This window comes from Streptococcus gallolyticus subsp. gallolyticus DSM 16831, assembly GCF_002000985.1.
In the GTDB taxonomy this organism is placed as follows: domain Bacteria; phylum Bacillota; class Bacilli; order Lactobacillales; family Streptococcaceae; genus Streptococcus; species Streptococcus gallolyticus.
In genome coordinates, this window is record NZ_CP018822.1 from 857,839 (window position 1) to 870,029 (window position 12,191).

Sequence of the window (12,191 nt, forward strand, 5' to 3'; positions counted from 1 at the left end):
ACCTGTGGGGGTGTTATTTTTTATCTTTAAAAATTAATAATTTACTAAACACATAGTTTAAAACGATGATAAGGACTTGTGAGAAAACAGTCTCAATCATGTTGACTAATGAAATATTATCATTGACAAATTGTCCGATAATGTGAGGGAATTTTGTGACTAAAAGGTAAGCTAAAATCAAGTCTAGGGCAAGCGTTGATAGACGTGCGACAAAAAATTTGACAAAACGGTTAAACCAGCCTGTTCGAACTTGATTAAAGACGAAGTAGTCGTTTGTAAAGAAGGCAAACACGATAGCAATGACGTTAGCGATAACTGCGGAAGTCGTTGCCGATTGCGTTAGGGCAAAGATGACTAAGCGTGTTCCCATGTAAACGAGTGTGGCAAGAACACCGAAAAATAAGTATTTAAAAACTTCACTAGATAATAACTTTTTCATAGAACTACTATACCAAATTTTAACAATTTGTGCTATACTTTTAAGCGTTGTGCAAACAACCCTTGACGCTTAGTTCCCTTTCGTCAAGCATATTATAGACGTGAAGAGTTGTCGCTCTTTAACGTTAAAGGAGAAAAATTTTTATGAAACATTTTACTATTCGTGATTTTGCGCAAGTAGCGCTTGTTGCTGCACTTTATATTGTGTTGACAGTCACACCGCCTTTAAATGCCATTTCGTATGGTGCTTATCAGTTCCGTGTTTCGGAAATGTTAGCATTTATGGCATTTTACAATCGTAAGTATATTGTTGGGCTGACGCTTGGTTGTATGATTGCCAATTTGTACAGCTTTGGTTTAATTGATGTCTTTGTTGGTGGTAGCCAAACGTTTGTTTTTCTAACATTAGGTGTTATTTTATTTGACCGTTATAAGGAGCAATATTTATTTAACGGCTTATTTAACAAAGCATTCTTTTACTTTTCATTATTGTTTTCGGCTTCAATGTTTACTATTGCGCTAGAATTATATTATGTTGGTGGTTCACCATTTTTGATGACTTGGTTTACATCAGCAGTAGGCGAACTTGCTTCGCTATTGATTGGTGCTATTATCATGGACAGACTTGGAAAACGTATTGATTTAACCGTATGATAGATTAAAAACTTCCTTTTTAGGGAGTTTTTTATTTAGTAAAATTCTTAAAAAATAGTTAGCTTTTGGAGAGCATTTTTTACCAGATATGTTAAAATAGTAATATGAAAAAACGTATTCAAGAATTGGTTGATGAGCTCAACCAGTACCGAAAAGAGTATTACACAGAGGACCAACCAACGATCTCAGATAGCGAATATGACAAGCTTTATCGCGAGTTAGTCGAGCTTGAAAAAGCTCATCCAGAGTTGATTTTGCCAAATAGTCCAACGCAAGAAGTGGGTGGGCTTGTTTTAGATGGTTTTGAAAAATATCAGCATGAAACACCGCTTTATAGCTTGCAAGATGCTTTTTCACGTGAGGAATTAGAGGAGTTTGACCGTCGTGTGAAAGCTGAATTTCCCAATGCCTCTTACATGGCAGAGCTGAAAATTGATGGTTTGTCAATTTCACTAGTTTATGTTGATGGCGTGTTGCAAGTCGGTGCCACTCGTGGTGACGGCTCAGTTGGTGAAAATATCACTGAAAATGTCAAACGTATCAAGGACATTCCTCATAAATTGGCACAGCCACTTAACATTACAGTTCGTGGTGAAGCTTATTTGCCAAAGGCGTCATTTGATAAAATCAATGAGGAACGTCGTGATAGTGGTCAGACAGAATTTGCGAATCCGAGAAATGCGGCTGCAGGGACATTACGTCAGTTAAATACAGTAGTTGTTGCTAAGCGAAATTTGGCAACATTTCTTTATCAAGAAGTGGCATCAACTAGTATGACAACGCAAAATGATGTTTTAGAAGAATTGTCTCGCTATGGTTTTTCGGTTAATCCGCGACGTATCACGACATCTTCAATGGCAGACATCTGGAAATTTATCCAAGAAGTAGCCGCTGAGCGTGATAATTTACCATACGATATTGACGGTATTGTTATTAAGGTCAATAGTCTTGCTATGCAAGAAGAACTTGGCTTTACGGTCAAGGCGCCTCGTTGGGCAATTGCTTATAAATTCCCGGCTGAGGAAAAAGAAGCAGAAATTCTTTCGGTTGATTGGACTGTTGGACGTACTGGGGTGGTGACACCAACCGCTAATCTTAGCCCTGTTCAGTTAGCAGGAACAACGGTTAGCCGTGCGACTTTGCATAATGTGGATTACATTGCTGAAAAAGATATTCGCATTGGCGATACGGTTATCGTCTATAAGGCGGGAGATATTATTCCAGCGGTGCTGCATGTTGTTGATAGCAAACGTGATAAGCAAGTACCAATGCCGATCCCTGAAAGCTGTCCGTCTTGTGGTAGTGAGTTGATTCACTATGAAGATGAGGTGGCTTTACGTTGTATCAATCCGCTTTGTCCAAGTCAAATTCAAGAACGTTTAACGCATTTTGCCAGCCGTGATGCCATGAATATCACAGGTTTAGGACCTTCTATCGTTAAGAAACTTTTCAAAGCAGAATTGGTTCATGATGTCGCAGACATTTACCAATTAACGGTGGAAGATTTGCTAAGCTTGGATGGATTTAAGGAAAAATCTGCTGAAAAACTTTACAATGCCATTCAGGTTTCTAAGGAAAATTCAGCTGATAAATTGCTTTTTGGACTGGGAATTCGTCATGTCGGTGCCAAGGCTAGTCGTCAATTGTTGGAAGTTTTTGAAACGATTGATCAGTTGGTTGCTGCGGATGCTGACAGCATTGCTAGTATCGACGGTTTGGGAACAGTTATTGCTAACTCATTGCGCAGCTATTTTGCCAAAAAAGAAGCGACAGAGCTCTTGCATGAATTGAAAAATGCAGGTGTCAACTTTGCTTATCTTGGTAAAAAAGTTTCAAAAGATGCTCAATTAGCAGGTTTAACAGTTGTTTTGACTGGAAAATTGGAACGTTTAACACGAAACGAAGCAAAAGAAAAACTGCAAGATTTAGGAGCAAAAGTGACCAACAGCGTGTCCAAAAAGACGGACATTGTTGTCGCAGGTACAGATGCAGGTTCAAAATTGACCAAAGCCCAAGCTTTAGGAATTGATGTTCGCGATGAAGCTTGGTTAGAAAGTTTATAAACAAGTTGAGGTATTTTTATGGCTAAGAAACAAAAACGTGCACGTTTAATCTACAATCCGACTTCAGGTCAGGAAATCATGAAGAAAAACGTGGCAGAAGTGCTAGATGTTTTAGAAGGTTTTGGTTATGAAACATCAGCTTTTCAGACAACACCAGAGCCAAATTCTGCTCGTGATGAGGCTAAACGTGCCGCAGAAGCTGGATTTGATTTGGTGATTGCTGCTGGCGGTGACGGTACAATCAACGAAGTCGTCAACGGGATTGCTCCGCTTTCTAAACGCCCTCAAATGGCTATTATTCCGACGGGAACGACCAATGATTTCGCGCGCGCTCTAAAAATTCCACGTGGTAATCCAGTTGAAGCTGCTAAGATTATTGGTAAAAATCAAACCATTCAAATGGATATTGGACAAGCGCGTGAAGATACGTATTTCATCAATATTGCTGCCGCAGGCTCATTCACAGAATTAACATATAGTGTGCCAAGCCAATTAAAGACAATGTTTGGGTATTTGGCTTATTTGGCAAAAGGTGTTGAATTGCTACCAGGAATTCGTACGGTTCCCGTTCGTATTAAACACGAAAAAGGTACTTTTGAAGGCGACGTTTCAATGATTTTCGCTGCCATTACCAATTCAGTCGGTGGTTTTGAACAAATTGCGCCAGATGCTAAGCTAGACGACGGAAAATTCACCTTGATTTTGGTTAAGACAGCTAACTTGATTGAAATTTTACGTTTGATTCGTTTGGTATTAGACGGCGGAAAACACATTGGTGACAAACGTATCGAGTATATTAAGACTGATTTCTTGGAAATCGAACCGTTATCTGATAAGAAGATGATGATTAATTTGGACGGTGAGTACGGTGGTGACGCTCCAATTAAGCTCCGTAATCTCAAAAATCACATCACATTCTTTGCTAATACAGATGAAATTTCAGATGATGCGCTCGTTTGGAATCAAGAAGATTTAGCTTTGGAAGCTATTGCCCAAAAATTCACACAGGAAGTTGATGAGCTCAATTCAGAAGAATAGAAATTGAGGGCGAACCTATGAAAAATACAGTTATCGTTCATTATCATAGCCAGCATGGCAATTATTTTGACTATAGTTTGTGGAAATGGATTGACTTTCATGAAGGAACAGACAGTCAATTCTCAGGATTTGATAGTTTTGGCTTAGTAGGAAATCTAACGATAGATAGTCCATTCTTTTTGGAGCACATTTATGTGATTGTCAAAAATCATAATTGGTCCATCAAGACAAGAGATTTTAGAATTCAACGCAATAGTGGTGTCCCTAAGACAGAAGTATGGATTGTAGAGGGGGATGATACGCTTTATTATTCACATCAAGCGGCAATCACTAGTCATTATTATAGTCATCGTGATAGTCATGCCTTTGATATGGCAATGAATTATCAGTATTTTGATTATCAATGGGGATTTCAAGGGTGGCTTGGTTATCAGTACCAAAAAGAAAAAACCGAGTTTCGTCTCTGGGCGCCAACGGCAGCTAAGGTTGATTTGGTTTTCTATCAAACAACCGACGATAAATCAAGTATTGATTATATCGTCCCAATGGAACGCGGTGACATTATCAATCTGGATAATCACCTCTATAATACGCACGGTGTTTGGTTTGCGACCATTGAGCATGATTTGAATTACCAAGCTTATGCTTACCGTGTTTATTATCGTGATAAGACATTTCAAGATACACGTGACCCGTATTCTATTGCCACTACGGCAAACGGTAGACGTTCCGTTATTTTGGCCCCAGAACACCTAAATCCCAAAGGATTTTCTGTCAAACAGGGTAAGGAAGCTTACTGGCGACTAGATAATCCTAACCAAGCAGTGATTACTGAATTACATATTCGTGATTTTTCAAAATCATCAACTTCAGGAGTTGCTGAATCATATCGTGGTAAATTTTTAGGTGCGTGTCAATCTGGCACGCATAATTCATATGGTGATGAGACAGGTTTTGATTATTTGAAAAAATTAGGCATTAGCCATGTTCAATTACAGCCGATTTTTGACCATCATCAGATCTTCGATGCCGACGGAAATTATGCCTATAACTGGGGATATGACCCTGAAAATTTCAACGTTCCTGAAGCTAGCTTTTCAACGGCACCGCATAAACCAGAAAATAGGATTTTGGAATTAAAACAATTAATTCAAGCTTACCATGATGCGGGCATTGCAGTCATTATGGATGTGGTATATAATCACACCTATTCGTCCTATAATTCTGCTTTCCAATTAACGGTTCCAGATTATTTTTATCGAATGAATGCTGACGGTTCATTCCAAGACGGCTCGGGTTGTGGGAATGAAACAGCCAGCGAAAAAGAAATGTTTCGCAAGTACATGATTGATTCTGTCTTGTACTGGGTGAATGAGTACAATATTGACGGCTTTCGTTTTGATTTAATGGGCTTGCATGACATTGAAACAATGAATGCCATTCGTCAAGTGCTAGATGATATTGACCCACGTTTGATGATGTATGGCGAGGGCTGGGACATGGGAACAGGACTTTTGCCAGAACAAAAAGCCAAAAAAGACAATGCTTATCGAATGCCAAATATTGGATTTTTCAACGATAATGTTCGAGACGGCATAAAAGGAGCAGAAGTCTATGGGCAATTCAAGCATGGTTTTGTTTCAGGTGCCGCAACTGAAGGCATTATTGCCAAAGGTGTTTTAGGAAGTGATGAATTGTCATCATATTTGACACCGAATCAAGTCATTAATTATGTCGAAGCTCACGATAATTACAATTTAAATGACCTGATGTGGGAATTGCACCCTGATGATAGCCAAGAAACGCACACTAGACGAATTGAAATGGCTTCAGCGATGAATGTTTTGATGCAAGGTGTTGCTTTTATGCAAATCGGTCAAGAATTTCTACGCACAAAATTGTACCCAACAGGAAATAATGGACAATTAACCTCTTCAGACAAACAATTGGCGATGAATAGCTACAATGCCCCTGATCGTGTCAATCAGATTGATTGGGATAATGTGACAGAACACCATGCAACGATTGCTTTTATGAGAGGAATTATTCATTTAAAACGCACCAATCCCGCATTTTCTTATCAAAGTTATAAAGAAATAAGAGACCATGTTTATGTTCATGTAGCCAATGATTACGATGGTATCGTTGTTTTTGACATTTTAGGTGAAAAAAACTATCGTATTATTTTTAATGAAAATGAAAAAAATCTTGAAAACTACATGACAGACGTTTCTAAATATGCTATAATAATTACAAATATAAAGCGCTTACATTATAAAAATGATAAGCTTGAAGCTTTGTCTGTTTCGATCTTTGAAATCGAGAAATAGCCCTATTCTAGGGCTATTTTTGCTTTTCTGGAGCTTTATATTTAATAAATAAAAGGGAGGGGTGATATGATGGACACGAAAGAGGCACTGAGAACTTTTGGAACGGGTGAAAATTTTCATGCGCAACATTACTTTGGCTTTCATAAAGAAACTCGTAATGGTACCGAAGGTTACAGTTTTAGAGTCTGGGCACCCAACGCTCAATCTGTTCATCTGATTGGTGATTTCACTCAATGGAGAGAAAATCCGCTTGCTATGGAACGCAACGAAGCAGGTGTATGGGAAATTTTTACGGATTTACCTAAAGAAAATCAACTTTACAAGTATCTTGTAAAACGTTCGACTGGTCAAGAAGTTGAAAAATTAGACCCATTTGCTATTTATTTCGAAAAGCGACCAGGGACAGCAGCAGTTCTTACAGATTTTCCAGAAAAGAAGTGGAAAGATGCACTTTGGTTAGGGCGACGCAAACGTTTCGGTTTCCGTAATCGTCCTGTTAATATCTATGAAGTGCATGCAGGTTCATGGAAACAACATGATGATGGTCGTCCTTATCAATTTAAGGAATTAACAGAAGAATTGATTCCTTATTTGGTTAAGATGAATTACACGCACGTTGAATTCATGCCGTTAATGGCACATCCGCTTGGGATGAGTTGGGGTTACCAACTAATGGGGTACTTTGCTTTCGAGCATAGTTATGGAACGCCAGAGGATTTCCAAAATTTCGTTGAAACTTGTCATTTGAATAATATCGGTGTCATTGTGGATTGGGTTCCAGGACATTTTACGATTAATGATGATGCTTTGGCTTATTTTGATGGAACGCCAACGTTTGAGTACGAGGATGAAGACCGAGCTCATAACCGTGGTTGGGGCGCTCTAAATTTTGACCTTGGAAAAAATCAAGTTCAGTCTTTCTTAATTTCTAGTGCCAAGTTTTGGATAGATTATTATCACTTAGATGGTATTCGAGTGGATGCCGTAAGTAACATGCTGTATCGTGACTATGATATTGGACCTTGGACACCAAATAAAGATGGTGGTAACCGTAATTATGAGGGGTATTATTTCTTACAAAAACTAAATGCCGTTTTGAAAAGCTTTTATCCTGATATCATGATGATTGCTGAAGAAAGTACCAGTGACACTAAAATTACAGGTCCTATTGAATACGATGCACTCGGCTTTGATTATAAATGGAATATGGGATGGATGAATGATATTTTGAAATTCTATGAAGAAGATCCCATTTATCGTAAGTATGATTTTAATCTCGTCACATTTAGTTTTATGTATGCTTTTTCTGAAAACTTTATCCTACCATTCTCACACGATGAAGTGGTTCACGGTAAGAAAAGTTTAATGCATAAAATGTGGGGTGACCGTTACAATCAATTTGCTGGGCTTCGTAATCTTTATACCTATCAAATCTGTCATCCAGGCAAAAAATTGCTCTTTATGGGAAGCGAATTTGGTCAATTCCTTGAATGGAAATATGACTATCAGCTAGAATGGGTTAATTTGGAAGATGACTTAAACAAGAAAATGCAAGATTTCACAAGTCAACTGAATGCATTCTACAAAGAGCACAATGTTTTGTGGCAAATAGATGATAGCTATGACGGTATCGAAATCATTGATGCAGACAATACTGACCAGACCGTTCTATCCTTCATTCGTAAAAACAAAGATGGCGATATGTTAATTTGTGTGTTTAACATGGTGCCCGTTGAACGTAAAGACTTTACAATTGGAGTTCCAGTTGCAGGCATTTACGAAGAAGTTTGGAATACAGAAATGGAAGAATTTGGTGGTGTCTGGAAAGAACATAATCTCCAAGCTCGCACACAAGATAGACTTTGGAAGAATTACCATCATACGTTAAGTTTCACCTTACCTGCACTCGGTGCCAGTATATGGAAAATAAAACGACGTTTGGCAAAACAGATTCCTAAGAAAGGAAAATAGAATGAAAAATGAAATGTTAGCACTCATCCTCGCAGGGGGACAAGGAACACGTCTTGGAAAATTGACACAAAACATTGCAAAGCCAGCTGTTCAATTTGGTGGACGTTATCGTATTATTGACTTTGCACTTTCAAATTGTGCTAACTCAGGAGTCGATAATGTTGGTATCATTACACAATATCAACCGTTAGTATTAAATAGCCACGTTGGAAATGGTTCGAACTGGGGTATTGATGGGATTAACTCAGGAGCAACTATTCTTCAACCATACTCAGCAACTGAAGGTAATCGTTGGTTTGAAGGAACAAGTCATGCTATTTATCAAAACATTGATTATATTGATTCCATTGACCCAGAATATGTCCTTATTCTATCTGGTGACCATATTTACAAGATGGATTATGATGACATGCTTCGGACACATAAAGATAATTTAGCCAGTTTGACTGTTGCGGTTATTGATGTACCGCTTAAAGAAGCAAGTCGTTTTGGTATTATGAACACAGACTCAAACGATCGCATTGTTGAATTTGAAGAAAAACCAGAACATCCAAAATCTACTAAAGCATCTATGGGGATTTATATTTTCAATTGGCAACGTTTGCGTGAAGTGCTTGTAAATGCTGAAAAGAACAATGTTGACATGTCTGACTTTGGTAAAAATGTCATTCCTGCTTATCTCGAAGCTGGTGACCGTGTTTACACTTATAATTTTGATGGTTACTGGAAAGATGTTGGAACCATTGAATCACTTTGGGAAGCTAATATGGAATATATTGGCGAAGACAACGAATTGCACAGTCGTGACCGTTCTTGGAAAATTTACTCTAAAAACCTTATCGCACCACCAAACTTTATCACTGAAGAAGCCAGCGTGAAAAATTCTCTCGTTGTTGACGGCTGCTTTGTTTCAGGAAAAGTTAACCATTCTATTCTTTCAACGAATGTTCAGGTTAAGAAAGATGCTGAAATCACTGATTCTTTCATCATGAGTGGCGCAATTATTGGTGAAGGGGCTAAAATTAAACGTGCAATCGTTGGCGAAAATGCTGTCATTGGTGATGGTGTTGAAATTGACGGAACAGGCAAAGAAGTACAAGTTGTTGGTTATAATGAAGTAGTGGGGGTGCCAAATGAAGATTGATAAATATACTGCGATTTTGGGAAATGCAGTGGGCTATCACGATATGTCAACGTTAACTGAAAAGCGTCCTTTGGCAAATTTGCCATTTGACGGAAAATATCGCTTGATTGACTTCCAATTGTCAAATCTTGCTAATGCGGGCATCCGTAGCATTTATGCGATTTTCCGTGGTCAAAATATTCGTTCAGTTTTTGACCATGTCAGAAGCGGTCGTGAATGGGGACTTAATACCTTGTTAAGCCACTATTTCCTAGGATTTTACAATAATAGTAACGATAGTGAATTTGCAGACAAAGATTACTATGAACAAGTTTTGACTTACCTGAAACGCTCTGGTAGTGACCAAACGGTTTACATGAACTGTGATATTTTGTGTAATATCGACTTGGAACAAGTCATTCATCTGCACGACGTTAACAACGACGGACCAATCACTGTTGTTTATAAGAAAATGCCAAAAGAAAGCATTTCAGAAGCAAATGAAATTTTAGAAATTGACGAAACAGACCATGTTGTCGGAAGAGCAGATGTTAATGACAGTCTTGACTTGCAAAAAATGTCAGCTGACATTTATGTTATTGACACACCATGGCTCATCGCCAAAATGGAAGAAGAAGCTCAAAAAGACCAACCACGCAAGCTTCGTTATCTCTTACGTGAATTAATCGTTTCAAATAATGCTTTAGCATTTGAATATACTGGTTATCTTTCTAATATTTGCTCAGTCAAATCTTATTACGATGCCAATATGGATATGCTCAATACTCAAAAATTCTATTCACTTCTCTATTCTAACCAAAAGGTTTATACTAAAGTTAAAAATGAAGAGGCAACCTATTTTGCCGAAGAATCAAACATTAAGAATTCTCAATTTGCATCTGGTAGTATTATAAAAGGAGACGTCGAATACTCAATCGTTTCCAGAAATTGCCATGTTGCATCAGGTTCACGTGTTATCGGCAGTATCCTCTTTCCAAAAGTAACAATTGGCGAAGGGGCAGTCATTGAAAATGCTATTGTCGATAAAAATGTTGTCATTGCTCCAGGAGTTGTTATTCGTGGTAGCAAAGAAAATCCAATTGTTATTAAAAAAGGTTTAGAAGTAACTGAGGATGTAATTCAATGAAAATTTTGTTTGTAGCAGCGGAGGGAGCTCCATTTGCTAAAACAGGAGGATTAGGTGATGTCATTGGGGCATTGCCTAAATCTCTTGTTAAAAATGGCAATGAAGTTGCTGTTGTTCTCCCTTATTATGATATGATTGACGCCAAATTCGGCGATCAAATCGAAGATGTTTTGTATTATTACACAGAAGTAGGATGGCGTCATCAGTATGTTGGTGTTAAACGCATTGTTAAAGAAAATGTCACTTTCTACTTTTTAGATAACCAATATTATTTTTATCGTGGTCATATTTATGGTGATTGGGATGACGGAGAACGCTTTGCTTTCTTCCAATTAGCAGCTATTGAGTTAATGGAAAAAGTTGACTTTATCCCTGATGTTGTCCATGTTCATGATTACCATACTGCCATGATTCCGTTTTTACTAAAAGAAAAATATCACTGGATTAATGCCTATAAAGATATTAAAACCGTTTTGACCATTCATAATTTGGAATTCCAAGGTCAATACGACTCTGGCATGCTTGGCGATTTATTTGGTGTCGGTTATGAACGTTATGCTGACGGTACACTACGTTGGAATGACTGTCTTAATTGGCTAAAAGGGGGAATTTTATATTCAGACCGTGTGACGACTGTTTCACCGTCATATGCCCAAGAAATCATGACACCTGCTTTTGGTAAAGGTTTGGACCAAATTCTGCGCATGGAAAGTGGCAAATTGATTGGTATCACAAATGGTATTGATACCGATTTGTACAACCCAGAAACAGACCCACACATTCCTGAACATTTTTCTGTCAAGGATTTGTCTGGAAAAGCTAAAGATAAGAGAGCTCTTCAAGAACGTGTTGGTTTACCTGTTCGTGATGACGTTCCTTTGATTGGAATTGTATCTCGTCTAACAGACCAAAAAGGCTTTGATTTGGTGGTCAATGAGCTTAATAATATTTTGCATTTTGATCTACAAGTCGTGCTTTTAGGAACAGGTTATACTGAATTTGAAAATAGCTTTGCTTGGTTTGGCAGTGCTTTCCCAGATAAAATGTCAGCCAATATCACCTTTGATATTGAACTCGCCCAACAAATCTATGCAGCTAGCGATATTTTCCTTATGCCAAGTGCTTTTGAACCTTGCGGATTGTCACAAATGATGGCAATGCGTTATGGAACATTGCCGTTGGTACATGAAGTTGGTGGCTTACGTGACACCGTTAGCCCTTATAACCAATATGAAAAAACTGGAACAGGTTTCGGTTTCCAAGACTTTTCAGGTTACTGGTTAACGAGAACGGTAGAAAAAGCTGTTGACCTCTATTATAGCAATAAAGAAGATTGGTCAATGTTGCAAAAAAATGCGATGACAACTGATTTTTCGTGGGATACCGCAAGTAAAGCTTATGAAGATTTGTATGAACAATTAGATTAA

General features: G+C 38.1%; 9 protein-coding genes and 1 riboswitch. Of the genes, 8 read left to right on the forward strand and 1 reads right to left on the reverse strand.

Going from position 1 to position 12,191, the window contains the following annotated elements; all coding sequences use genetic code 11:
- Positions 1-13: 13 nt before the first annotated feature.
- Positions 14-439: a GtrA family protein gene (locus BTR42_RS04515; RefSeq protein WP_009853894.1), complete on the reverse strand. Its 426-nt coding sequence runs from the start codon at positions 437-439 to the stop codon at positions 14-16.
- A 28-nt stretch (positions 440-467) separates the two neighbouring features.
- A riboswitch (PreQ1 riboswitch) is annotated at positions 468-580 on the forward strand.
- 2 nt (positions 581-582) lie between these two features.
- On the opposite strand from BTR42_RS04515, the gene BTR42_RS04520 reads away from it, so the two are divergent.
- From BTR42_RS04520 to glgA, 8 genes are all read left to right on the forward strand, one after another.
- Positions 583-1,092, forward strand: coding sequence for a QueT transporter family protein (locus tag BTR42_RS04520; RefSeq protein ID WP_012961755.1), 510 nt, complete (start codon positions 583-585; stop codon positions 1,090-1,092).
- Positions 1,093-1,196: 104 nt separating this feature from the next.
- The gene (gene ligA, locus BTR42_RS04525; RefSeq protein WP_077496595.1) at positions 1,197-3,155 is read left to right on the forward strand and encodes an NAD-dependent DNA ligase LigA; all 1,959 of its coding nucleotides are present in this window, start codon (positions 1,197-1,199) and stop codon (positions 3,153-3,155) included.
- A gap of 18 nt (positions 3,156-3,173) precedes the next feature.
- Positions 3,174-4,193 (forward strand): diacylglycerol kinase family lipid kinase, encoded by a 1,020-nt coding sequence (locus BTR42_RS04530; protein ID WP_012961757.1) that lies wholly within the window; start codon positions 3,174-3,176, stop codon positions 4,191-4,193.
- A gap of 17 nt (positions 4,194-4,210) precedes the next feature.
- Positions 4,211-6,523 (forward strand): type I pullulanase, encoded by a 2,313-nt coding sequence (gene pulA, locus BTR42_RS04535; RefSeq protein WP_077496597.1) that lies wholly within the window; start codon positions 4,211-4,213, stop codon positions 6,521-6,523.
- A gap of 69 nt (positions 6,524-6,592) precedes the next feature.
- Positions 6,593-8,494 carry a 1,4-alpha-glucan branching protein GlgB gene (gene glgB, locus BTR42_RS04540; RefSeq protein ID WP_012961759.1) on the forward strand — a complete coding sequence of 634 codons (1,902 nt, stop codon included), beginning with the start codon at positions 6,593-6,595 and terminating at the stop codon, positions 8,492-8,494.
- 1 nt (position 8,495) lies between these two features.
- Positions 8,496-9,638 carry a glucose-1-phosphate adenylyltransferase gene (locus tag BTR42_RS04545; RefSeq protein WP_009853900.1) on the forward strand — a complete coding sequence of 381 codons (1,143 nt, stop codon included), beginning with the start codon at positions 8,496-8,498 and terminating at the stop codon, positions 9,636-9,638.
- The gene (gene glgD, locus BTR42_RS04550) at positions 9,628-10,764 is read left to right on the forward strand and encodes a glucose-1-phosphate adenylyltransferase subunit GlgD (protein WP_009853901.1); all 1,137 of its coding nucleotides are present in this window, start codon (positions 9,628-9,630) and stop codon (positions 10,762-10,764) included. Before BTR42_RS04545 ends, glgD begins: the two co-directional genes overlap by 11 nt.
- Positions 10,761-12,191, forward strand: coding sequence for a glycogen synthase GlgA (gene glgA / locus BTR42_RS04555; RefSeq protein ID WP_077496599.1), 1,431 nt, complete (start codon positions 10,761-10,763; stop codon positions 12,189-12,191). The genes glgD and glgA overlap by 4 nt, the downstream gene beginning before the upstream one ends.

Excerpts from the sequence above, each read along its gene's own strand:
- BTR42_RS04515 (WP_009853894.1), bottom strand. The coding sequence starts at position 439 with ATGAAAAAGTTATTATCTAGTGAAGTTTTTAAATACTTATTTTTCGGT.
- BTR42_RS04520 (WP_012961755.1), top strand. The coding sequence starts at position 583 with ATGAAACATTTTACTATTCGTGATTTTGCGCAAGTAGCGCTTGTTGCT.
- ligA (WP_077496595.1), top strand. The coding sequence starts at position 1,197 with ATGAAAAAACGTATTCAAGAATTGGTTGATGAGCTCAACCAGTACCGA.
- BTR42_RS04530 (WP_012961757.1), top strand. The coding sequence starts at position 3,174 with ATGGCTAAGAAACAAAAACGTGCACGTTTAATCTACAATCCGACTTCA.
- pulA (WP_077496597.1), top strand. The coding sequence starts at position 4,211 with ATGAAAAATACAGTTATCGTTCATTATCATAGCCAGCATGGCAATTAT.
- glgB (WP_012961759.1), top strand. The coding sequence starts at position 6,593 with ATGGACACGAAAGAGGCACTGAGAACTTTTGGAACGGGTGAAAATTTT.
- BTR42_RS04545 (WP_009853900.1), top strand. The coding sequence starts at position 8,496 with ATGAAAAATGAAATGTTAGCACTCATCCTCGCAGGGGGACAAGGAACA.
- glgD (WP_009853901.1), top strand. The coding sequence starts at position 9,628 with ATGAAGATTGATAAATATACTGCGATTTTGGGAAATGCAGTGGGCTAT.
- glgA (WP_077496599.1), top strand. The coding sequence starts at position 10,761 with ATGAAAATTTTGTTTGTAGCAGCGGAGGGAGCTCCATTTGCTAAAACA.